Genomic DNA, 24489 nt, shown 5'->3' with positions numbered 1-24489 from the left:
AAAAAGTAATAATGAAGTTCAGATATTATTTTTAAAAATTTAAATCAATTTATTTATATTTGGTTGTGATATAAATTTAGATCTAACAATTTATTAAGACAAATAATATTATTAACTTAAGAGTTATTATTTGCTATGCAACCAATTTTTAAAGTCGAAAAAGTTTTGTGGTGCAACACCATGTCCAACAGGATACTCTTTGTAAACAATATCAATTCCAAGCTCTTTTAGTTTAGGAATTGAATTTCTTGCCCAATCTACTGGAACAACTTGATCAACCGAGCCATGAGAGGCAAATATTTTTAATTCTGATAAATTATTCTCTTTGAAATTATCAATAGCTATCTCTTCGTTATAATAACCACTCATTGCAACGACACGTTGTACTTTTTGAGGATAAGAAACTGCAATAGCATAACTCAAAATGCAACCTTGACTGAATCCAATAAGTGTTACAGCATTGGCGTCAATAGCATAATTTGCTGCTAATTCATCTATAAATGTTGCTATCAAGTCTCTAGATTGTTGTGCTTGTGCAATATCTGAAAATTTGTTTTCATCTGCATCAAAGTTTATAGCGTACCAAGCATAACTTCCATACATCATATCGTATGGAGCTCTTGCAGAAACTATATAATATTCTTCAGGTAATTCTGTTGCAAATGAGAATAAATCTTCTTCATTACTTCCATAACCATGAAGCAATAGTAGTAATGGATTTTTGTCTTTCTTTATTTTGGGTTCACGAACTAAGTGATGTAATGTCATTATATAAAATTAAATATTTTTAAACCATTTTTGAAATAATCCACCTAGTAAAGGTAATTTGATGGTTTCACCGCGCGCAGCTGTAAAAATTCCATAAATTGTTAATACAGAAATAAAAATCCACATTGGTGCTGCAACCATAACACTTTCAAAATGACTTATAGAAATACCCAAAACTACAAATGTTAAGGTTAATCCCAATCCTTGTCTAATATGAAAAGAAGCAAACGAATTTTTGTTTTCCGAATTCATTGATAGTGCAATTAAAACACCAATTATCAGAATGTAACTAGTGATTGCAGTTGATTTTCCTTCATCAATTGTTTTTTTGTCCATTAGGCTAAAACTAATTTATTATTGTTATAGATTCCAATTACTTTTCCTTTCATTTTTGTTCCAAGAAAAGCACTGTTTTTAGATTTTGATAGAATATGTTCTTTTGTAAAAATCCATTCAGTATCTGTAGTAAATAATGTTATATTGGCTTTATTTCCTTCTGCTATTTCTGATTGACTTAGATTGAAGATACTACTACTTGAAGTGAATTTTTCTACTATTTTTTCTAATGGTAAAGCGGTTAACAAAGCTCCAAAAGCACTTTCTAAACCTATAGTTCCATTTTTAGCCAAATCAAACTCCATCTTTTTATGTTCAATATCCATCGGATTATGGTCTGATGTAATGGTATCTATGGTGTCATCCAAAATCCCTGAAATTAAAGCAATTCTATCATTGTCTGTTCGCAATGGTGGAGCAACTTTGAATCGAGTATCAAAACCTTCCAATTTTTCATCGGTTAATACCAAATTATGAACAGCTACACTGCAAGTAACTTTTAGTCCTTTTGCTTTAGCATTTCGAATGAGTTCTACCGATTTTGCTGTTGAAATGGTTGGAATGTGTAATTTTCCACCGGTATATTCAAGTAAAAACAAGTTTCGAGCAACTATCAATTCTTCTGCAAGATTTGGAATCCCTTTCAACCCTAATCTAGTTGATACAATTTCTTCATTTACAACACCACTTCCTTTTATCTTTTCATCTTGGCAAAAAGCAATTACCAATCCATCAAAATCTTGAACGTATTGCAATCCAATTTTAAGCAAATTGGCATTAGACAAACTTTTTCCGTAATCACCAAAGGCGATTGCTCCAGCATTTTTCATGTCATAAAGTTCGGCTAAATCGGTTCCTTCGCTATTTTTTGTTAAAGCACCAATCGGAAATAAATCTGTTGCAGTATCGTTAGCTTTTTGTTTTACAAATAAAATCTGTGATTGATTGTCAAGAATTGGTGCAGAATTGGGTTGAAGAGCAACAGCAGTAAAACCACTTTTTGCAGCTACATTCAGTCCGTTAGCAATAGTTTCTCTGTCTTCAAAACCTGGTTCTCCAAAAGAAACACTACTATCAAACCATCCTTGAGAAAGATGTAAATTAGATTGTTTTATTTCTTCATAATCATCAGAAGGCGAGAGGTTGTTTCCTATTTTTTCTAGGATTCCATCATTGATTTTTACATCAACTACCTGATTGTGAAAAGGACTTTTCGAGTCGATAATCTTGGCTTCTCTGATTATGATTTTCATTTTACAAATTTTTGAATTAAAACTTCCAACGTGATGAATAGCAAAGCTAAAATAACAAACCATTTCCAAAGTTGATTGTCGGATCGATTGGCTTGTAGCGTATCAAATATCGCATCTACATTGCTTATCTCCTTGTAATCACTTACAGCATCTGGATTAGCGTTAGCTAAATTACTTTCGGTTCTATTATAATTAAAACTTAAATTTTCTATGGATTTAGAGGAATTAAAAATCTCAAAGTTTCCAGCTTCTTTCGGATTATCGTTGAAAGTCAACTTTACTTTGTCATTTAATATTTGTTGAACAGGTATAAAACTTTCTGTTCCGTTTTTAATGTTAACGATTTCGTCTTTGTTTAATGAAGTCTGCGCAATAAATGGTTTGTTATCTCCAATAATTAAAGCATTAATTCCAGCTTTCTGAGCGTTTTGTCCCATGTTATAAAAAGTTGGAACAATAATAGGCGAATTCTGAAAATTACTATTGATTTTATTGATTGGAGCAGCAAAAACATAAATAGACGAAATACTATTTTGAATAGCACTCAAAAAGGAAGTTTGATCGCTATAGCCCAAAACCATAGGAGCAGAGTTACTTATTTCAAAGGAGTTTTTTGTATTTGGATATTGAAAATTATCAACTTTCTTCTCAAAAACACTGCTAAATAAAGGATGACTGAAATTAATTTTTGTAACCATTTTTTCTTTATTCGACAAAGCTTTAAACTGAACGCCACCAAAATTGGATAAAAAGCCATTCAAGTTGGTTGTGCTGCTTTCCTCATTTGGAATTAAAACTACATTTCCGCCTTTTTCTACAAATGATTTTAATGTGGTTTGAAGTGCTTGTGGAATATCTTTCAGTTCGTTTAAAACAATGGCATCCTGTTTGTCAAGTAAATTATAATCCAATGATTGAAGTGAATAATTGATATAGTTGAATTCATCAGAGGTATAAATCCTTGATAAAAAACCACTTTTTTCAGATTCACCAATACTAATCACGTTGCTTTTTTCAGGTTTTGAGATACTGAAATAGTAATTGTTGTCATACTCCAAACTGTTATCAACTATAGCAACATAACCATGAAAATCTTCTTTTGGAATGGTGAAATTGATGGTTTTTGTTTTGGATTCAAAATTGACTAAGGTTTTTGCCGCCAACTTCTTTTTGTTGTACAAGGCAATTGGAATATCTTTGAAATCGTCTCCATAAGCATCTAATTTAACACTGATTTCATAAAAATTATCCATCGTTTGATTGATGAAAACACTATCAATAGCGATGTTGTCGGTTTTTTCAGCTTCTGGAATTATGAAATATAAATTTTCGTCGTCTTTGATATTTTTAACTTGATTAGGTTGTAAACCAACACCATCAGTGATTACCACAATATCTTTATTGAAAGCAGATTTGTGGGCTTTTATTTTGGACAATAGATTATCCAATTGAAATGGTGAAGCACTATATTTCAGGTTCTGAAGTTCTTTTTGGATGGATTTTATATCAGTATTCCAAAAGTTGTCAGAGCATGTTATTAAAGAGAAATTTGCATTTTCTGGTGTATGTTCTAGTAAATCTTGAACGGCACGTTTTAGCAATTCGCCTTTTTGACCTTTTGCTTGCATACTGAAAGAATTGTCAAGAACGATGTATAATTCATTAGTAGCATTTTTACTGTCTTTTGCTTTAAAAAAAGGTTGTGCAAAGGCAATTATCAAGAACGTTAATAACAACAATCTTGTAGCTAAAAGTAAATATTTTTTGATTTTAGAACTTTTTCTTGTTTGAACAACAAGTTCTTTTAAGAATTTTACGTTGGTAAAATATTCTGTTTTGAATTTTCGCAACTGAAAAAGATGCACCAGAATCGGAATGACCAATAAGAATAGGAAATAGAGAATTTCTGGATGTTTAAACTGCATTTCTATTTAGAATTTGTCAAAAGTAACAAAAAGTTAATAGGTTTAAAAGTTTAAAGGTTTAAAAGTTTCATAAAACTATCAACTATTACAGCTTGCTGAAAACTATTTCTTCTTCTTAGCAGCTCTCTTACGTTCTACACCACGATTTCTAGGTTCTGTTTTTCTAGGTTTAGTTTTTGCAGGTCCACCAAGATTTACTTTTTGATTTTTCTTAGATTTTTCATGAAAAGCATCACCACCTTCAATTTTCGGTTTCTTTAAAAGTTGTTTTACTTTTTTTCTATCTTTTTCAAATTCTAATAATCTCACGGCTACTTCAACTCCTTCTGGAAAATCTAAAAATTGGATTTCTTTTTCCATTAAGATTTCCGCTTGAATTTGAATTTCTTCTTCACTCGGACTTATAAAACTGATTGCAATTCCCGATTTATCAGCACGACCAGTTCTACCAATTCTATGAATGTATTGTTCTGGAATTTCAGTAAATTCAAAATTGATAACATGAGTAACATCAGAAATATCTAAACCACGAGCCATTACATCTGTAGTTATAATTCCTCTTAATTCGTCAGCTTGAAAGGAAGCCATCGTATTCAAACGATAATTTTGTGATTTATTAGAGTGAATTACACCAAATTGCTCAGGATGACTTTCTTCAATACTATTGGCAATTAAGTCAACAGTCTTTTTATTATTGGCAAAAATCAAAACTCTTGAAGTACTTTCGTCAGTGTCTAAAAGATGATTTAATAGATTTAGTTTGGTTAAAAAATTAGGCGCATAATAACCCAATTGTTCAATTTTTTCTAATGGAGTTCCAGAAGCTGCAAGTGAAACTTCTTCTGGTAATTCAAAATATTCGTCAAGCATCGCATCTACTTCATCAGTCATGGTTGCAGAAAACAAGATGTTTTGACGTTTGTTTTTCATCATCGTTAATAATGAAGTCACTTGGGTTCTAAAACCTAAATTTAAGATTTCATCAAATTCATCAATGACTAATTTTTGCAGTGAATCAAAGCGGATTACATTGTCTAGACCTAAATCCATAGTTCTTCCTGGAGTTCCTACAAGAATATCGATTCCTTCATAAACAGCTTTTTTCTGTGTGTTGATGTTAACGCCACCATAAATACCAAGCGTTCGCACCGACATGTATTTGGTTAAGCTTTCAATTACTTCAACGATTTGAACCACCAATTCACGAGTAGGAACTAAAATCACTACACGAGCCGAATCAGTATTTACAAACTTCCATTGTTTTAAAAGAGGTAATAAATAGGCTAAGGTTTTACCTGTACCAGTTTGTGCAATTCCCATTACATCGCGTCCCGACATAATAACAGAAAACGATTTTTCCTGAATTGGAGTAGGAGTGGTCAACCCCATTTCGTCAATTGCTTTTTGTAAAGATTTAGGAAGATTAAATTGCTCAAAAGTATTCATTGCGTCTAATTTTTTGCAAAGGTAGGGAATTCTTTTTTGGGAAGGAAAAGAGGTGTTTGTTGTATAACTTTTATAACCAATTTTAATTTTTCATTGTTCTATACTTTTCATAAAAAGTTTTATCCTTATTAAGATGTATAATTGCATTTGAAAAATAGTCAATTATTTCTTTTTTAAATTCACTTTTTTCTGATAGGCAATTGTTATTTTTTGAATCAAATACCAATACTGCGGCAAACATCTCTTCCAAACTTTCTGTACCACTTGCCATTATTGTGAATAGCTCTTCTTTATCATTAAAAAGTTTTATGTTTTCCCAAATTAGAATAAAGCCATTATTATTTCCAGATGGAACTGCCGTTGTCCATTTTCCAAATTTATCGAACATGATTTTTTGTGTGTACATTGCAGAAGCCACTGCATTAAATTTCAAAGTATACACTGCTGATGAATCTTTACTATTTAAAGTTGCTTGTTTTACAACTTCATAATCACTAAAACCATTTTCGTAGATGTAAGGTATATTTGGATTTGAAGTTTTTGTTCTTCCACCAATAGTTTTTAGTTTCGTGTTTTTTTGTGAATAACAATTGTTTGAAAAGCAAACAATGAGGAATAGTATTGATAGATATTTTATGCTTTTCATATTCAAATTTATATTCTCAAATATAATAAAAGAAATCAACTTATTGAGATTGCTACTTTACAACCTTTCCATTTTCATCAATGATAACTTCTTTTCCTCTTAAATAGGCTTTTGCTGTTAGTTTTTTCTCAATGTTGTAGTTGAAATCGGTTGGTTTTTCATAATAGAAATGGGTTATTTCTTTTCCAGAAGTATCTATATAGCCGTATCCAAAATCGAGTTTGGCAATACAAAAACCATTTCTATAGCGGTAAATTTCATCATATTTTACTGGAGTAATTTCTTTTCCTTCTTTGTTGAGAACTCCATATTTTGTATCGATTCTAACACGATAAAATCCGTAATCAATCGTTTCAATTTCATCATATTTAAAAGTAGTCATTTGGTTACCATTGGCATCCAATAAACCTACTTTTCTTTCTCTATTGGTTTTATCATTGGTATCAATAAGAGTTGCTACAATGGTATTATCAACTGTAAAGTATAAATAATCATATTTACAAGGAATTACTACAATTCCCTTACTAGTAATGACTCCATATTTTTTGTTTTTTATAAGTGTGCCCAATTCGTTTCTGGATTCTTCCCAAAAAGAATCATATTCGCAAGGTAAAACTATTTTATTATTTAAATCTATCAAGCCATATTTAGTGCCTTTTTTTACAGTGAAGAGTTGATTTTTCCAATCATAAATTAAATCGTAATTTTTTCCAATTTCTTCAAAATCTAAATTTAAAATGTAACGAATGTTGCTGTCTTTATAGTCGGTTGTTCGATAATATTTGTTGTATGGATTTTGAGGCATCGAACCATATTTAAACTTCGAAATTTCATTTCCGTTTTTGTCTATGGCACCACAGCCATCAGTTTTACAGGTCCAATATTTTCCAGAAGGATAGTAATTTTCAATAATGTCTTCAAGATTGCTATAAATAGGTTGTGTTTTTATTTTAAAATTCGAATCAATAACTCCGTAAAGTGTTGTGTACTTATCTATATTTTCAATAGCCTCTTTGGTATAAAGATAAAAATCATTTTTGTAAATTAAGTCAGTGTAAATGGGTTCAATTAGACTTTCTTCTTTATAATTTATCAAACCATATTTATCACTTTTTTTAATCTTAAAAACATTCTTTTTTAGAGAAATCAACTCTTCATATTTTGGCTCTATTGCTAGTTTATCACTTTTGAATCCCCATTTTCCGTCGCGTTTTATCGTGTAGAAACAAGTTTCGTCTTCTCTATCGTTTCTAATATCAAACATTACATAAGAATTAAGGTTGTAGTTATCACCATAGCTAAGAATGGCATCATAAACAACTTCCAAAATTGGAGTACCTAAAGTATCAATTATACCAGCTTTGTTGTTTTCAGTAACATAAAAACTGTATTTTCCATAAAAAGGATAATTGGTTTTGGCTATATAGTTTGCATCTAATCTTGAGGCGTGTGATACAGTAATGCATTTTTCAGAAGGAAGGAAATCGGTTGATTTAAAAGTTTTTCCTCTCAAGTTGTATTGGTGTAACAGTTCACCATTTTTATTTCTTAAAATAATAGTATTGTGTCCATAATTTCTTGGTCGGATACTGCTTATTGGTTTTATCATATCTTGATAATCAATTCGAGCTTTTTCATAATTATTATAGTCGATTTCAATCATTTGAATTCCATTATAAAAATTATAATAAATGGTGTTAGGTCCTTTTTTTTCTTTATCAAATTCGAAGGATGAAAGTGTAATTTGTCCCATTGAATTATCAAAAATCAAAAGATTTACAATAACAAATAAATATAATTTTAGGTTCATTGAATTAATATTAATGTTGTGAAACTATAAATAATATTCAATAAATGGATTGATTTTAACAAGATATTAAAGGTGTTTATTCATAAGGTAAAACATAAGGTTGTCCTATTTGGAAGTTGTTGAAGTTAATATCTGTGTTTTGAAACGTATTGGTTTTAATGATATTGCTTCCGTCAATAGGGAGTGAAGGATAATAGGAGAAAGAAAATTGAAAACTATTGAAAATCAAATAATTGTTGTTAATTAAGACGCCAACTCCAATTTGAGAATACATTTTATTGTTGAAGAATTTATGATTTCCGTTGTCTAAAAAACCAATAGTGAAATTCATAAACGGACTTAAATTGAAACCATACCAGTTTTTAGGATTGTATGATTGCGTTTGGAATGTAGTTAAAAATTTTCTCGTTCCAACAAGTGGTGAACTATTGAAACCCGGAATTCCGTTGACATCTATTAAATTCAATCTATCTCTAGTTGTGTTTAAACGATTGCTTCCTAAAACTAAAACTGGTCTAACAAATTGTCTAAATTTCCAATTTCCAATCGAAAATAAGTTGGTAAAATAATTGGTTTCAATTTTGATAGTGGTTTGCTCTGTTTTTCCGTTATTAAAGAAGGAGCCATATTCTATGTTGGCACTTATGTAACCAAAATCAAGATAGTCACCATAGGAGAATCTTCCACCAAAATAGGCTCTGTTTAAGTTGTTTTTATTTTCAAAACCGCCTGTAAAGGAGAATACTTTTCCGTAAGGAATATCTTCAATCACACCAAAACGAAATAAGTATTTGTCTTGATAAAACTGCTGACTTGAAATTCCGATGGTAGCTAAATAGCGTTTTGATGAGTTGGAGAAACGAATAGGATCGTAGCTAAGTTCGGGTTGTTTCAAGTAAGTAGTGTTTGTAAAACCTAAGGAAGTAATCAGATTAGTAGCTCTAGAGAAATCGGAATTTCCTGCAAATATTTTACTTGAATGTGCTGCCCAAAATTCATATGTTTTTATCTTATAATTTTGATATGAAGTAACTAAATTAGCATTGGTCAAGAATTCGGAATAATTTTTATAATCATAGTAAAAACCTCCAGCCCAATGTGCTAGTGTAGAATAAAACGGTCTTTCAATTTTAAAGGCTTTGTAAGTGTTGTTTTCCAAATCTGTTCTTGAGGAAACCGATGTGTTTATGAATGTATTTTTAATATTTTGAATACTATATCTCGAGTCGTAGGCAAAAGTATTATTTGTAAAACTTCTAATGTAATCAAAGCTAGCTTCATGTCCAAGTCCAAAAAAATTGCGTTGAGTTAGTTCTAAATTTGCTTTTGAATTTGAAAAAGCGCCTGTTGGAATCAAACTCCAAGTGTCTAAAACTCTTACAGAAATATCTATAGAATCTTGACAGTTTTCTATTGCAATTGGTTTGATAACAACGCTTCTAACAAATCGTTGACTTCTAATTAAACGTTCTGATTCTTTTATAAGCAAAGAGTCTAACTCTTGATTTTTTTTGAAAAGTAATAAATTTTTAATAGTCCATTTTTTACTTTTTACGTGTAAAGAATTTCCATATCGTTCTAATTTTTTTTCTGGAACTTCTTTTTCATTTTCGGCAGAATATCCAAACGGATCGGTGGTTTCAATAGTAATATTTCGGATAATTCTACAACTGTATTTTTCAAAAGATTTCTGAATGGGTGAAGCTCCTTTTTGTTTTTGAATTTTAGCTGCTTCTGATTTACGTGGTCTAAACATTAACTTATGCACAACTTTGAAGAATTTTCTTTCTTTAGAAAAATCATCAATTTTTTTGTAAACACTATCCGATTTAGTAGGAATGATACTTTGAGCTGACAAAATTTGACAACTAAAAAACAACATTACTAAATAAAAATAATAGCGCATTTTTCTGTGTTATGACTAAATGTAACGATTTAAAACTTAAAAACTGAATGTTTAATAATTTAGTATAAAAAAATCCCCAATTTTTTTATTGAGGATTTGAGTTTTTATTAAACTAATGCTAGCTTTTCTGTTCTTTATTAAAGTAAACTAAGTAATAATACATTTGTTTTTCTTCATCCCAACCTTTTTCTACAAATTTTTCGGCACTTTCTGGATTGATAAAGTCCAATTTGATTTGAATATTGGTATCAAGATTAATTACGTTTTTAATCGATTTCCTGGCATCTGAAACAGCAGCATTGGCTATAGGAAATGAAGTAACATCTTCAATACTATATTTTTCGCCTCTATCCGCTTTATAGTTTTTGAACTCCGGAATCAAATCTGGATTGTCCATTACTTCATTTAAGAAAGCTGTTTCTTCAAAATTATCGTTTTTAGCAAAGTGGTTTACTGCACGATTCATAAACATAACTTCTTGCTTTTTGTCTTCAGCAGGAAAAACAACTTCTTTAGCAAACTCTTGACAGAACTTTAAATACTTTTTAGTCATGAAATTCTCATCTTGAAAAGCATCCACAGCTAGGAAATGTTCCAACCAATAACGTGCATCATAACGATTGCTATCAACAGTCAAAATTTTATATCCTTCTTCTTTTTTGTGATTAAAAATCAAGCAACCTTTATCTAGTTTGTTTAAGTTAATTCCTTCTTGAAGAATCATTTCTAAATTACTATCCTTTTCTTCAAATTGAAGGAAATCGGTGCGCAACTCACTTTTAAAAACACCAATAGCATCAACAACATTATTGTCAATAGAAACGTTGGTTAAATAAGTCACGTAAACTTCTCCGTTTTTGATATGCGGATGATTAGATTGTTCAAAAAGGTGGTTGGTAATTTTTTTAGAAACTTCATGCACCGAACTTGGATTAGTGAAAATCTCTGTAGCCAAATTGAACATATCGTTGTACTCCAAATCTACTTCGTGTGCAAATTGAAAGTAGTTTTCTTCTTTTTCGCGAAACGATTTAAAGAAATATTCCTTCAATAAAGGAACGATTTCATCATTTAATCCGTATTGCTTTTCTGATAGAAAAATGGCTTCGTTACGGCTTTTATTACCAACTCTATGGATGGATAAAGATTCTATGTGGGTATTAAAAAGGTTGATCATTTATTTTTATAATTTTTGAAGTCTATTTTCTATTCTCTTTTTTCTATTCTCTCAAATTTAATTCCAATTTTCCTCAAATCCGTAATCTTCAAAGCTGTCATCACTTCCAAAAGCATCTAAATCATCTTCATCTAAATCGTCTTCAAATTCGTTGTAGCTTTCTTCTTCTTCAAAATCAGCTTGAAAATGTTTTTCCATAGCTTCTGTAGGCATTTCACCATGAGAAAATAAAAGGTTTGGATAAACCATTCCAACTTCAACTGAATCTTCAACTGCGGCAAGTTCTACTAAGAATGTCCACATATTGATGAAATCATAAACATAAATGATTTTAGTGTTTTCAGTATCTAATATGTCATTCAACTGATAATCACTCATAATTTTGTTCTCACCAGGAACATCACCAGAGTCAAACATTGGTATTTCATCTTCTTGATTCCAAGTGTCGTCACAAGTGTAGAAAGATGCAACTTCTAATCCGTCAAATCCAAAAGCATTTACGATTGCATTGTGTAAATCTTCTAAAGTGTCGTTTTCAAGTATAGCAATATCTCTGAAAATATCTTCTTCTGCATCGAGAATTACTCTAAATTTATAAACCATGATTCTATTTTTTTGAAAGGTCAAAGGTAAAATATAAATTAGAAAAACGAATTACGAAACGCGAATTGTTGATAAGATTTTACTCAAACTTCATAAAACTCTATTGGTAGATCATCTGGATCATTGGTGAAGAAAAAACGTTTGTTAGTGTTTTCGTCAATGCGAATTTCTTCGGCAAAAAGATTTTTTTCTAAAATATACTTTCTTGTAATCTCAATGTCATTTACTTCAAATGCTAAATGTCGTAAGCCAGAAGCTTCAGGTTGTGATACACGCTTTGGAGGATTTGAGAACGAGAATAATTCGATGCAATAATTGTTATTTAAGGATAAGTCCAATTTATAAGATTGACGTTCTTTTCGGTAAATTTCTTGGATAATTTTTAAACCTAAAATTTCAGTATAGAAATGTTTAGAAATTTCATAATTAGAGCAAATAATGGCGATATGGTGGATTTTATTGAGAGACAGCATATAATTTGGTAAAAAAGTAAAAATAATAAATTCTGTTGATAGTTAAATCGAAACTAATCATTTTAACGTATATAATTTCAAATTTGAAATTTGTATTTTTGACTCGAGCCAATTTTATGGCAAACAGACGAAAATAACATTAAAAAGAAGTCATGAAAATCGTAATATCACCAGCTAAATCATTGGATTTTGAAACTCCATTACCAACAAAATTGTATTCAGAATATAGTTTTGCAAAACAATCGTTAGCCATTGACAAAGTTTTGAAAAAACAAAAACCAAAACAATTGATTGAGTTGATGGATATTTCGGATAAGTTGGCAGATTTAAATTGGCAAAGAAATCAAGAACGAAATCTTGCCGAAATGAGAGTTGAAAATGCTCGACCAGCTGTTTTTGCTTTTAGTGGAGATGTTTATATTGGATTAGATGCTTATTCACTTTCAGAGGAAAAAATAAAAGTTTTACAAGATAAACTTAGAATTTTATCAGGATTGTATGGTTTGTTGAAGCCACTCGATTTAATGCAACCTTATCGCCTTGAAATGGGAACAAAGTTGCCTATTGGAAAAAACAAAAATCTCTATGAATTTTGGAAACCCTTAATTGCAAAACAATTAAACGCTGAACTTCAAAAAGAAGAATTGTTTGTTAATCTTGCAAGCAATGAATACTTTGATGCTGTTGATATGAAACAATTAAAAGTTCTAGTAATTACTCCAGAATTTAAAGACTATAAGGACGGAAAGTTAAAAATGATAAGCTTTTTTGCAAAGAAGGCGAGAGGAATGATGGTTCGCTACATTATTGACACTAATGCAGAAACTATTGATGATTTAAAAGGGTTTAACTATGAAGGATATGCTTTTGATGCTAATTTAAGCAAAGGCAATAAATTAGTTTTTACTCGCTAATTAAACATACAAGTATTCTTGATACTCTCTTATAGTTTCTCTTGTGGCTTTTCTTTGGTCACGAGCCAATTCTCTCATAGCTTCAACACCTTTTTTTGCACAACGTTTTACTTTTGTCATTCGAGTTGAAAACTCTATAAGTTTATTAGCGTCTTCTGGTGCTAATTTAGTTTTGAGTTCATTTACAAAATCATGAAATTCATTGACTACTTTGCTATTCTCATCATACTCATTTTTTAGTTCAACTAGTAGTTCATCAATTTCATTTGTGATGTCTTTGCTAATATCTTCACTTTTTTTGCAAAGCTCTTTAATGATTCTCTTCTCATTATTGTTAAAAAGTCCCATAACTATTTGAATTAAAATTGATTAAAAACTAAATGAACTATTTCAAATTTAATTAAATATCTTCTTCATTTCATATTCTGTTGATAACTAGTTATTTTAGTTAATAAGAATTGAAATTTGAAAGTTTTTTCTAACAAATATCAAGTATTTTGATTTTTTGTAGTTATAGTAAAAATCTATAGTAATTATTTAAATAATTATAATTCAGAACTATATATCAATATATATAAAGTAAAGATTTATATTAATTAATTTGATAACCAATTTTCCAAAATGGTTTTTCCGTGAGGCGTTAAAATGCTTTCTGGATGAAATTGAACACCTTTTACATTGAAATGTTTATGTCGGATTGACATAATCTCACCATTTTCTCCAACAGATGTTATCTCTAAGTCTTCAGGAAAATCAACTGGATTGATAACCCATGAGTGATAACGGCCTACTTCAAGTTGTTTAGGTAGGTTTTTAAATAAGATTTCGTCATTAACAACAATATCAATAGAAGATGAAACTCCATGATGAACGGTGTCTAAATTAAGAAGAGAACCTCCAAAAACCTCGCCAATGGCTTGTTGACCTAGACATATTCCAAGTATTTTTTTACTTGAAGCATAAGTTACTATAACTTGATTCAATAAACCTGATTCTGAAGGTATTCCGGGTCCAGGTGACAGGATTATGTCATCAAAATGTTTTAGTTCATCAAGTTCAAATTCATCATTGCGAAGTACGGTTACCTCACAATCCAATTCTTCCAAATAATGGACTAAGTTGAATGTAAAGCTATCGTAGTTGTCAATGATTACAATTTTTTTCATTGGGCAAATATAATCATAAGTTGGTTTTTAGAAGCAATAAAAAAAACCTCAAAGATTTCTCTCTGAGGCTTTCCTTTTTCATAGCAATTTTTCCCTTTTATTAGAACTGTAGAGAAACTGTTAATTCGAATTCGTCGTTGATTGTTTTATCTCCTAAATTGTCAAAGAAACTTCCTGAACCATATTTTATTCCAAATTTTGTTCTATCTACTTTGAAAGATGTTGTTGCAGTATTTCCTTTTACAGTAATGTCAAATTTTACTGGAGCAGTTACATCTTTAATTGTCAAATCTGCAGTTACAGTATATACATCATTTCCTTTTGAAGCAATTGTTTTGAAAACTAATTTTGATGTTGGGTATTTATCTGTTCCAAAAAAATCGTCTGCTTTTAAGTGACCATTTAATTTTGCTGCGTATTCTCCTTGAATATCAGTTGCTGTTAGTGAAGTCATATCAACTACAAAAGTTCCACCAGTTAATTTTTTACCTTTAAAAATTAAGTTTCCACTCTGAATGTTTACTGTTCCGCTGTGTTGACCAGTTACTTTTTTTCCAACCCAGTTGATAGTACTTTTAGATGCGTCTACTTTCTTAGATTGTGCTGTAGCGATTGTTGAAACTGCTACGAATAATGCGATTGCGATTGTTTTTAAATTTTTCATTTTCTTTTAAATTTGAGTTATTGATTTTAATTATTAATTATATTGTTACAAATAATTCTTCTTCAGATTTACGCACTTTTGCGTAATGTTGTGTAGCATCTTCTTCGTGACGATATCCAATTGTTGCTACTAGTGATGCGTTCAAGCCAAGTTTATCAAGACCTAAAATTTCGTTGTATTTCTCTGGTTCAAAACCTTCCATAGGAGTTACATCTATCTTTAGTTCGGCAGCAGCGTTCATTAAATTTCCTAGAGCCAAATAAGTTTGTTTTGATGTCCAAGTGTTTTTTACATCTTCTGGGAGTGAAACCAATTTAGATTTCATAAAATCACCATATCCTTGAAGTGCTTCTATAGGCAGATTTCTTGTAGTTGCCATATTATTAATGGTTGCATCAATTTCTTTTTCTCCAAAGTTGATAATGTTTGCAAAAACTAATAAATGAGAGGCATCAACAATTTGAGATTGTCCCCAAGAAACAGGTTGCAATTGAGCTCTTAAATCTGGATTTTCAACAATTAATACTTTGTAAGGTTGCAATCCGTATGATGAAGCTGTTAATCGAATTGCTTCTTTTAAACTTGCTAAATCTTCTGATGAAATTTTTTTTGTTGCATCAAATTTTTTAGTAGCATAACGCCAATTTGCGTCTTTTATAAATTGAGTCATAGTAATTTTTATTTAAGGTTTCTATATTTTTCTAATAAGGTGTTTAATTCAACTAATTCTTTTTGGTTCAGATTTGCGGCAAATAATTTTTCGTTTTCTAAAACTTTAGGATCTAATTCTTCTAATAGTTTCAATCCTTTTTCAGTAATTAAAACTTCTATTTTTCTTCTGTTTTCAGGACAAACTTCTCTTGTAACTAGATTTTTTAATAATAATTTGTCAATCAATCGGGTAGTGTTACTGTTTTTTGCAATCATTCGTTCTTGAATCACGCACATATTGGCAGGATTTCCTTTTTGACCTCTCAAAATGCGCAATACATTATACTGCTCGCCTGATAAATCATAAGGTTTTAATACCTCATTAAACTTTTCAGTAACAACATTTTGGGTAACCATAATGTTCAGGACAATTTTTTTAGCATCATCTATAGCAACATTCGATTTTATTATTTCTTCGATTTTCATAATTGTAACTACCAAATTTGTAGGTACAAATGTAAAATTATTTTTATTTGTATATACAAATGTTGTGTTATTTTTTTGTTAATACTTTTATGACCATGTAAAATGAAATTTATAAATTTGGAAAAAAATAATAGAAATGAACTTATCTCAACAAGAATGGGCTTCAAAATTAGAAGCAGATACGAATGCAGTAATTTTAGACGTTAGAACCGATGACGAATGGAGTGAAGGAATTATTCCAGGAGCAATTTTAAATGATATTTATAAAGGACAAGGATTCATCTACCGATTAGAAGAACTTGATAAATCAAAAAACTACTATGTTTATTGCAAAGCAGGAGGAAGAAGTGCTCAAGCATGCAGTATTATGAAGCAAATGGGTTTTGAAAACACATTTAACTTAGAAGGTGGTTTTATGAATTGGGAAGGTGAAGTTGGTTTTACAGAGTAAAACTCTATTTTTTTGGAACTTTCCTAACTATAGCATTATAAAATTCTTTAATGCTCTTTCTGTTCAATTGTGTAGTTTTTACCTCAATCAATGTTTGGTCTTTTTCTTTTATGATAAGTTTGTAGGTATAAAATTTATGAACAATTGAATATAGGAATAGTACAATACCTAAAAAAATTAATCCATAAAAAAAGAATAGTCTTTCTGAATTGAACATAAAATAGGAATAAATAAAAACAGAAGCGCTTAACAAAAACAATAAAATATTCAAATAAAAGACTCTACTTTTTATTAAGTTAACTCTGTTTATAGAGTTAAAAGGGACTTTACTTTTCTTAGAACCTTTGGTTATAATTACTTGGTTATCAGTGATTAATCCAAATTTATCATTGATAAGAATTGTTTCGTTATTTGCTTGAAATGTTGTCATTATTATAGTTTATATGCATATACGAAGTTGATAATAATTTTGGATTTATTAGGGTAGAATGTTTTCTACAAAAAAAGGGATAACTCAGTACAATGAGTTATCCCTTTTTATTTGTGGAAAAGAGGGGAGTTGTCTCGAACTATTTTATGTCGGATTTACAACTTTTAAATAAAAAAATAACCTCTAAATTTCTTTAGAGGTTATTGGTACGACAGTGGAGACGCCGAGAATCGAACTCGGGTCCAAACAAGCAATCAAAAAGCTTTCTACACGTTTAGTCCTTAATTAGATTTTCGTCAAAAAGCAAGGCCAAGAACCGCCACTTTTTGCTTAGCTTTATTAGTGTCAGAAAGGATTTAAAGCGTTACCTTTCCTAGGTTTACTTTTACGGTTCACCTTAACCAACCGCCATAAACCAAGGCTTTTGAGGTGAATCCAGCTTTCCTACCTTGTAGGAACGTGGCAAAATCGTACTAAAATTCGGATTATGCAGCTAAAGCGTAGTTATTTTCGCCGTTTATAAGTTTGAACCTTTGGATTTACGAGCTAAAAGTACAATGCTCGACGTGCTTACTGAATAATTCCACTTGCTGTCAAAACCAGTCGTCCCCAATAATTATTGTGTTTCAATACAAAAATTAGACCACAAAGGTACTACCGAAAAAATCAATAAACAAACACTTTATTCGTCTTTGGCGACAGTATCTTTCAATGTAAATGGATAATCACCAAACAATGCAGACAATCGTTTCATTTGAAAGGTTTTACGAGTAAATTTATTAGACAATGCAATAATTACCGCATTTTCTTTTCTTAAAGTGATGTAGCTTGCAGTATTTCCATGCCACCATCCATTGTGATAAAATAATTTTTGTCCAGTATCCCATTCACGCAGTCGAATTCCCAAACCATAATTTTTAGAACCTTTACTTTCATAGCTGTATCCTTTGTAAACTTGTTCTAAAAGATTTTTGCTCAAAAAACCTGGCGCATTTCTAGCCAAATCAAATTTCAACAAATCTCTTGGAGTAGAATAAATATTTTTATCACCATAAACAGCATCAAGAAAATCGAATGGATATTTTACGTAATTATATTTATAGGAAGGTGTTCCTTTCTCTTTTGGAGTAGTTTCGTCAAATACAAAAGTATTTTTCATACCTAATGGTTCAAAAATGATTTTCTTCATCGCCTGACTGTATTTCATTCCTGTAACCTTTTCAATAATTAATGCCAAAAGTGCATAATTGGTGTTGTTATAACTAAAATGCGTATCAGTTTTAGTTTCTAATGGAATATTTTTATTGATAATTACTTCAAGTAAATCTTTATTTGTTAGTGTTTTATCTCTTCCCCAATTGGCTTTGTCATCACAAAAATAATTGTACTTTTTCATACCACTTCTGTGATTTAATAAAGTTTTTACAGTCACATCTGGATAAGGGAATTTGTCAAAAAGTGTAGTCAATTTTTGATCTAAGCTAATTTTTTTAGCATCAATCAATTTTAAAATAGCTGAGGCTGTTAGAACTTTGGTAACAGATGCAATGTGTAAAGGCGTTTCAGGTGAGTTTAAAATATTATTTTCTTTATCTGCAAATCCATCATATTTCTCATAAATAATTTGTCCATTTTTTGCCACAAGAAAACTCATGTTCTCAAAATCATTGGCAAAATTATTAGTAAAGAAATTTTCAATTTCTCTCTTTTTAGTGTTTTTGTATGAATCTGAAAGTTTTGGTAAAGAATCTTCTAGCGGAAGCATTGCATATTCTAAACCAGATTTATTCTTTTTAAATGGATTCTTAATTTTTCCTGATTTATCGCAACTTATAAGTAATAAAAAAGTTAAAGAAAACAATAGATATGTTACTTTGTTATTGGTCATTTTGGGTTGGGTTGAAAAACAAATATAATAAACAAAATGACAAACAAATTTCATGAAATGTTATATTAATTATAAAATTATCAACAAAATATTCCAATTAATTGAAATTCAATAAATAACTTCGATTTTATTTTGGGTAAAAAGTTTTGAAAACGTTTTCGTTACTATTACTTTTGATGTCTCAAAAAAATACTGTTAAAATGAAGTTCGGAATTATTAAAGAAAGAAAAAATCCACCAGATAGAAGAGTTGTTTTTACTCCAGAAGAATTAGTTAGATTAAAAACAGAACATCCAGAAGCTCAAGTAAAAGTTGAAAGTTCTGATATTAGAGTATTTTCTGACGAGCAATACAGCAGTTTAGGTATCGAAGTTACTACAGATATGAGCGATTGCGATGTTTTATTTGGTGTAAAAGAAGTTCCAGTTGATGCCTTAATTCCCAATAAAAAGTACTTTTTCTTTTCGCATACTATTAAATTTCAACCATACAATAGAAAGTTACTTCAAGCAATTTTAGAGAAAAATATCGAATTATTCGACCACGAAACTATTGTCGATGCCAGAAATAAAAGATTAATTGGTTTCGGAAGATATGCAGGAATTGTTGGCGCTTACAACGGATTTAGAGCTTTCGGAATTAAATATGATTTATTCAATTTAGTAAAAGCTGAAACTTTAAAAAGTAAGGAGGAATTGATCGAACGATTGCGAAGACCAATGCTTCCGAACATTAAAATTGTTTTAACAGGTCACGGTAAAGTGGGAATGGGAGCAAAAGAAATGCTTGATGGAATGAAAATTAAGCAAGTTTCAGCCGATGATTTTTTAAACAAAGTTTACACGCAACCAGTTTACAGTCAAATTGATGTTTTAGATTACAACAAAAGAATTGATGGACAGGTTTTTGATAATCAAGATTTTTATAAAAATCCTCAAGAATATGTTTCTGATTTTGAACGATTTTCACAAGTTGCCGATATTTATATGGCAGGACATTTTCACGGAAATGGTGCGCCCGATATTTTGACAAGAGAAATGCTTAACGCTCCAAAAAACAAAATTCAAGTTGTTGCCGATATTTCGTGCGATGTTGATGGACCAGTTGCTTGTACCATAAAGGCATCTACCATTGCAGAACCATTTTTTGGCTATTTACCAAGTGAACACAAAGAAGTTTCGCACACGCATCCTGGCTCAATTATGGTAATGTCGGTTGATAATTTACCTTGTGAATTGCCTAAAGATGCTAGTGAAGGATTTGGAGAAATGTTTATGGAATACGTGATTCCTGCTTTTTTTAATGGTGATAAAGACGGAATTTTGCAAAGAGCCAAAATGACTGAAAATGGTAAGTTAACAGAACGTTTCCAATATTTACAAGATTATGTTGATGGAAAATAAAATCTAAATTTATTTAGTTTTAAATTCAAAACTGAATTTTAATAAATCGATTTCGTTAATAACTAATTATTACGAAATCGATTTATTTTTAGGATAAAATGTATTTTTATAAAAAAATATAATAAAAAATGAGAAAATTACATTTATTGGTGTTCTTAATTTCAATTTTATCAGTTGAAGCTCAGAATGTTTCCTCACCATCTAAAACTATTTCGTTAAGTTTTAAATTGTCTTCAGATGGAAAACCTTCTTATTCCGTTAGTTACAAAACCAAACCTATTATAAAGGAAAGTACACTCGGAATTACAATAAAAGATTCAAAAAGTTTAGAGGCCAATTTCAGAATAGACAGCATTGGTCAAAAAAGTTTTAATGAGACTTGGCAACCAGTTTTGGGTGAACAATCCAATATTAAAAATAGCTATAACGAAATGACTGTAGCACTTTCGCAACCATCAACAGATAGAAGGATAAACATCATTTTCAGAGTTTTTGATGAAGGTATTGCTTTTCGCTATGAATTTCCAAAGCAGAAAAATCTAAATTATTTCATAATTGCCGATGAAAAATCGCAGTTTAATTTAGCAGGAAATCACAAAGCATTTTGGATTCCTGGTGATTATGACAGTCAAGAATATGCCTATAATGAAACAAAATTATCCGAAATCGACAATTCTAAATTGGATTTGAATAATGGAATAGGAGTAAAGACCATCGCAAGTTCTTTCAGAGTGCAATCGCCATTGATGATGAAATCGGCAGACGGAATTTACATCAATGTTTTTGAAGCAGCTGTTGTTAATTATCCTATAATGCATTTAGATGTTGACACCAAAAACTTTGGATTAACTTCTAATTTAGTGCCTAATGCAATTGGAGATAAAGCCTATCTTCAAGCTCCTTGTGTTTCGCCTTGGAGGACAATTATGATTAGTGATGACGCTAGAGATATTGTAGGTTCAAAAATGATTTTAAACTTAAATGAACCATCAAAAATTGAAGATACTTCTTGGATACAACCAATGAAATATGTTGGAGTTTGGTGGGAAATGCACGTTGGAAAATCAACTTGGGATTATGCAGGTTCGCAAAATGCACAAAATGCTGCAGATGGAAGTTTGAAACCTTCAGGCAAACATGGAGCAACAACAGAAAACACTAAAAGATATATAGATTTTGCTGCTAAAAATGGTTTCGATGGTGTTTTGGTAGAAGGTTGGAATGTAGGTTGGGAAGATTGGTTTGGCAATTGGAAAGAAGATGTATTCGATTTTACAACGCCTTATCCGGATTACAATTTGAAAGAAATTAACGATTATGCCAAATCGAAAGGAATCAAAATGATAATGCATCACGAAACTTCAGGTTCAGTAGCAAATTATGAAAGACATTTGGATAGAGCTTTAAATCTGATGAAAGAGTATGGTTATCCTGCGGCTAAATCGGGTTATGTTGGTAGAATCATTCCTCGTGGTGAGTTTCACGATGGACAAACTATGGTGAATCATTTTAACTTTGTTGCAAGAAGATTTGCTGATTATAAGTTAATGGTCAATTCACACGAAAGCTCTCGTCCAACAGGATATTCAAGAACATATCCGAATTATATCGCAGCCGAAGCAGCTCGCGGAAATGAGTTTAACGCTTGGTCTGTCGGAAATCCGCCAATGCACGAAACCATTTTGCCATTCACAAGATTATTAGGTGGACCAATGGATTACACTCCGGGAATTTTTGAAATCAAAATGAGTTATTACGATAAAACCAAAACCGAACAAGTTCATACTACTTTGGCAAAACAATTAGCGCTATATGTAACGATGTATTCACCATTACAAATGGCAGCTGATTTACCTGAAAATTATGAAAGATATGCTGATGCTTTTCAATTCATAAAAGATGTTGCTGTAGATTGGCAAGATTCTAAATATCTTGAAGCTGAACCTGGAGATTATTTGACAGTTGCGAGAAAAGAAAAAAATGGAGAACGTTGGTTTTTAGGAGCAATTACCGATGAAAACGCTCGTAAAACAGAAATTAAATTAGATTTCTTATCACCTAATAAAAAGTACCAAGCCATTATCTATCAAGATGGTACCGATGCCGATTGGAAAAATAATCCAAAATCTTATGCTATAAAAACTATGGAAGTTACTTCTAAGTCAAAAATTAAATTAAATTTGGCTAATGGTGGCGGAACTGCTATAAGTTTCAAACCAATAAACTAAAAACCAAACCAAACAAACTAAAATTTATGAGTTCAGAACAAATTAAAACAAACTATCCTGCATTATATACGCTGATTACAGTGTTTTTTTTCTGGGGATTTATTGCTGCTGGAAACAGTATTTTTATTCCGTTTTGTAAAAGTTATTTTTCTTTAGATCAATTTCAATCGCAGTTGGTTGATTTTGCTTTTTACACCGCTTATTACGTTGGCGCATTATTATTGTTTGCTTTAGGCGATATGTCTGGTAAAGATATCGTTGGAAAATGGGGTTACAAAAAAAGTATTGTGTACGGATTATTATTTTCGGCACTTGGAGCTGGAGCAATGATTATTGCAGTTGAGGCTAGTATTTATGCCGGAATGTTGGTTGGATTATTTATTGTAGCCTTAGGATTTTCATTGCAACAAACCGCAGCCAATCCATTTGCAATACTATTAGGCGACCCAAAAACTGGTGCAAGTAGAGTAAATCTTGGTGGCGGAATCAACTCTTTTGGAACTACTATTGGTCCAATTGTGGTGGCTTTGGCATTGTTTGGAACGGCAAAATCAATTTCAGATGAGCAAATAAAAGCTTTAGAATTAAGTAAAGTTGTGATTTTATATATTGGTGTTGGATTGTTGTTTATTGCAGCAGCAGCTTTGTTTTACTTTTCTAAAAAAGTACCAAGTGGTATTGCAAATGAGCCAATGGAAAAAGCAAATAAAGCGTTACGTACATTAGTTGTAATGACGGTTTTACTAGCTGTAATGTTTACACCTGTTTTTCAAAGTTATAAAAGTGAAGAAGCTTTGAAAATAGAAGCTTTAACAAAAGAAAAAGATAATTTAATTAATGTTGAATTAAAAGACAGTAATAGAGCTAAAGACATTATTTATCATGAAATTGTAGCAAAACAATTAGAAATAAAATCTTTGCAGGAGCCATTAGAACAAGGAAGAATGCTTTGGCTTTCAGGAGCTTTGTTAGTTGTGCTTGGCGGGATTTTATTTTCTTACACATCGGCTACAAAGAATTCTGAAGGTTGGGGTGCAATGCAATACCCACAATTGGTGTTGGGAATGTTGGCTATTTTTACCTACGTTGGAGTAGAAGTAGCTATTGGAAGTAATCTTGGTGAACTTTTAAAATTAAAAGAATTTGGAAGTTTACAATCATCGGATATTGCGCCTTATATTTCTATGTATTGGGGAAGTTTGATGATTGGCCGTTGGGCTGGAGCGATTAGTGTTTTTAATCTCCAAGGAAGTAAAAAAACAATAGCTTTAATCATTGTTCCGTTGGTAGCTTTTGGAATTATTTTAGGAGTTAACATTCTTTCAGGAAAAGATATGCAACCACTTTATTATTATGTAGTTTGTGTATTGGTGCAAATTGGAGCTTTCTTTTTGAGTAAAGACAAACCTGCAAGAACTTTAATGATTTTTGGTAGTTTTGGAATTGTTGCCATGTTAATTGGTTTGTTTACAACAGGAACTATTGCTGTCTATGCTTTCCTTGCTGGAGGTTTGGCTTGTAGTATTATGTGGCCATCCATTTTTAGTTTGTCTATTATCGGATTAGGAAAATATACTTCTCAAGGTTCAGCATTTTTAATTATGATGATTTTGGGAGGAGGAATTATTCCACCAATTCAAGGAAAATTGTCTGATATTATTGGAATTCATCAATCGTATATTATTGCTGTAGTTTGTTTTGCCTATTTAACTTTATTTGCTGTTTTGGTGAAAGGTATTCTGAAAAAACAAAATATTGATGTTGACGCTATTGAAGTAGAAGGCAGTCATTAATTAGTTTTAATTAGTTTGTTTTAACTAAAATTAAATACAAAACTCCAATTGAAATTTAGGTTTCTTTCGGAG

The 24489-nt window shown here is 30.8% G+C and carries 23 protein-coding genes and 1 other RNA gene; 5 read left to right on the top strand and 19 right to left on the bottom strand.

Annotation, left to right across the window (positions count from 1 at the left end; translation table 11 throughout):
• Positions 1-126: 126 nt before the first annotated feature.
• The 11 genes from ABD771_RS06850 to gloA2 form a co-directional block, all read right to left on the bottom strand.
• Complete coding sequence (locus ABD771_RS06850; RefSeq protein ID WP_345092549.1) at positions 127-768, bottom strand: alpha/beta hydrolase; 642 nt, start codon at positions 766-768, stop codon at positions 127-129.
• A 9-nt stretch (positions 769-777) separates the two neighbouring features.
• Positions 778-1104: a magnetosome magnetite crystal formation protein family gene (locus ABD771_RS06845; protein ID WP_345092546.1), complete on the bottom strand. Its 327-nt coding sequence runs from the start codon at positions 1102-1104 to the stop codon at positions 778-780.
• The gene (locus tag ABD771_RS06840; protein ID WP_345092541.1) at positions 1104-2357 is read right to left on the bottom strand and encodes a dihydroorotase; all 1254 of its coding nucleotides are present in this window, start codon (positions 2355-2357) and stop codon (positions 1104-1106) included. The genes ABD771_RS06845 and ABD771_RS06840 overlap by 1 nt, the downstream gene beginning before the upstream one ends.
• Positions 2354-4282 (bottom strand): BatA domain-containing protein, encoded by a 1929-nt coding sequence (locus tag ABD771_RS06835; protein WP_345092538.1) that lies wholly within the window; start codon positions 4280-4282, stop codon positions 2354-2356. Before ABD771_RS06835 ends, ABD771_RS06840 begins: the two co-directional genes overlap by 4 nt.
• Before the next feature lie 102 nt (positions 4283-4384).
• Positions 4385-5728 (bottom strand): DEAD/DEAH box helicase, encoded by a 1344-nt coding sequence (locus ABD771_RS06830; RefSeq protein WP_345092536.1) that lies wholly within the window; start codon positions 5726-5728, stop codon positions 4385-4387.
• A gap of 82 nt (positions 5729-5810) precedes the next feature.
• Positions 5811-6374, bottom strand: a complete 564-nt coding sequence (locus ABD771_RS06825) for a hypothetical protein (RefSeq protein WP_345092533.1) — start codon at positions 6372-6374, stop codon at positions 5811-5813.
• A 52-nt stretch (positions 6375-6426) separates the two neighbouring features.
• A complete protein-coding gene (locus ABD771_RS06820; RefSeq protein WP_345092530.1) occupies positions 6427-8184 on the bottom strand; it encodes a WG repeat-containing protein in 1758 nt (585 codons plus the stop codon).
• A gap of 76 nt (positions 8185-8260) precedes the next feature.
• Positions 8261-10042 (bottom strand): BamA/TamA family outer membrane protein, encoded by a 1782-nt coding sequence (locus ABD771_RS06815; protein WP_345092527.1) that lies wholly within the window; start codon positions 10040-10042, stop codon positions 8261-8263.
• Between the two features lie 166 nt (positions 10043-10208).
• Entirely contained in the window at positions 10209-11267 is a 1059-nt protein-coding gene (locus ABD771_RS06810) for a nucleoid-associated protein (RefSeq protein ID WP_345092524.1), read from the bottom strand.
• Positions 11268-11324: 57 nt separating this feature from the next.
• On the bottom strand, positions 11325-11870 hold the full coding sequence (locus tag ABD771_RS06805) for an IS1096 element passenger TnpR family protein (RefSeq protein ID WP_345092521.1): 546 nt from the start codon (positions 11868-11870) through the stop codon (positions 11325-11327).
• Between the two features lie 83 nt (positions 11871-11953).
• Positions 11954-12343 carry an SMU1112c/YaeR family gloxylase I-like metalloprotein gene (gene gloA2, locus ABD771_RS06800; protein WP_345092518.1) on the bottom strand — a complete coding sequence of 130 codons (390 nt, stop codon included), beginning with the start codon at positions 12341-12343 and terminating at the stop codon, positions 11954-11956.
• A 152-nt stretch (positions 12344-12495) separates the two neighbouring features.
• On the opposite strand from gloA2, the gene yaaA reads away from it, so the two are divergent.
• The gene (yaaA, locus tag ABD771_RS06795; protein WP_345092515.1) at positions 12496-13257 is read left to right on the top strand and encodes a peroxide stress protein YaaA; all 762 of its coding nucleotides are present in this window, start codon (positions 12496-12498) and stop codon (positions 13255-13257) included.
• Here the strand turns inward: yaaA and ABD771_RS06790 are convergent, their stop codons facing one another.
• From ABD771_RS06790 to ABD771_RS06770, 5 genes are all read right to left on the bottom strand, one after another.
• Positions 13258-13605, bottom strand: coding sequence for a hypothetical protein (locus ABD771_RS06790; RefSeq protein ID WP_345092512.1), 348 nt, complete (start codon positions 13603-13605; stop codon positions 13258-13260).
• Between the two features lie 248 nt (positions 13606-13853).
• Positions 13854-14423 carry an anthranilate synthase component II gene (locus tag ABD771_RS06785; protein ID WP_345092509.1) on the bottom strand — a complete coding sequence of 190 codons (570 nt, stop codon included), beginning with the start codon at positions 14421-14423 and terminating at the stop codon, positions 13854-13856.
• A gap of 100 nt (positions 14424-14523) precedes the next feature.
• On the bottom strand, positions 14524-15087 hold the full coding sequence (locus ABD771_RS06780) for a YceI family protein (RefSeq protein WP_345092506.1): 564 nt from the start codon (positions 15085-15087) through the stop codon (positions 14524-14526).
• 37 nt (positions 15088-15124) lie between these two features.
• Entirely contained in the window at positions 15125-15757 is a 633-nt protein-coding gene (locus ABD771_RS06775; RefSeq protein ID WP_345092503.1) for an NAD(P)H-dependent oxidoreductase, read from the bottom strand.
• Positions 15758-15765: 8 nt separating this feature from the next.
• Positions 15766-16224 (bottom strand): MarR family winged helix-turn-helix transcriptional regulator, encoded by a 459-nt coding sequence (locus ABD771_RS06770; protein ID WP_345092500.1) that lies wholly within the window; start codon positions 16222-16224, stop codon positions 15766-15768.
• A gap of 136 nt (positions 16225-16360) precedes the next feature.
• On the opposite strand from ABD771_RS06770, the gene ABD771_RS06765 reads away from it, so the two are divergent.
• Positions 16361-16675, top strand: a complete 315-nt coding sequence (locus ABD771_RS06765) for a rhodanese-like domain-containing protein (RefSeq protein WP_345092497.1) — start codon at positions 16361-16363, stop codon at positions 16673-16675.
• A 4-nt stretch (positions 16676-16679) separates the two neighbouring features.
• Here the strand turns inward: ABD771_RS06765 and ABD771_RS06760 are convergent, their stop codons facing one another.
• From ABD771_RS06760 to ABD771_RS06750, 3 genes are all read right to left on the bottom strand, one after another.
• Positions 16680-17105 carry a hypothetical protein gene (locus ABD771_RS06760; protein ID WP_345092494.1) on the bottom strand — a complete coding sequence of 142 codons (426 nt, stop codon included), beginning with the start codon at positions 17103-17105 and terminating at the stop codon, positions 16680-16682.
• 212 nt (positions 17106-17317) lie between these two features.
• Positions 17318-17716, bottom strand: a transfer-messenger RNA (tmRNA) gene (ssrA, locus tag ABD771_RS06755).
• A gap of 71 nt (positions 17717-17787) precedes the next feature.
• Positions 17788-18993: a serine hydrolase domain-containing protein gene (locus ABD771_RS06750; RefSeq protein WP_345092491.1), complete on the bottom strand. Its 1206-nt coding sequence runs from the start codon at positions 18991-18993 to the stop codon at positions 17788-17790.
• Positions 18994-19193: 200 nt separating this feature from the next.
• Here ABD771_RS06750 and ABD771_RS06745 point away from each other — a divergent pair, with 200 nt between their 5' ends.
• The 3 genes from ABD771_RS06745 to ABD771_RS06735 all read left to right on the top strand — a co-directional run bounded on the left by ABD771_RS06745 (position 19194) and on the right by ABD771_RS06735 (position 24417).
• Positions 19194-20396 carry an NAD(P)-dependent oxidoreductase gene (locus tag ABD771_RS06745; protein ID WP_345092488.1) on the top strand — a complete coding sequence of 401 codons (1203 nt, stop codon included), beginning with the start codon at positions 19194-19196 and terminating at the stop codon, positions 20394-20396.
• Positions 20397-20524: 128 nt separating this feature from the next.
• Positions 20525-22624, top strand: coding sequence for a glycoside hydrolase family 97 protein (locus ABD771_RS06740; protein ID WP_345092484.1), 2100 nt, complete (start codon positions 20525-20527; stop codon positions 22622-22624).
• Positions 22625-22650: 26 nt separating this feature from the next.
• Complete coding sequence (locus ABD771_RS06735) at positions 22651-24417, top strand: MFS transporter (protein WP_345092480.1); 1767 nt, start codon at positions 22651-22653, stop codon at positions 24415-24417.
• Positions 24418-24489: the final 72 nt, after the last annotated feature.

It is taken from the genome of Flavobacterium chungnamense, assembly GCF_039539165.1.
GTDB classification, from domain to species: Bacteria; Bacteroidota; Bacteroidia; order Flavobacteriales; family Flavobacteriaceae; genus Flavobacterium; species Flavobacterium chungnamense.
The sequence above is the reverse complement of the archived record's forward strand: the minus strand, read 5'-3'. Positions and strand labels throughout refer to the sequence as shown.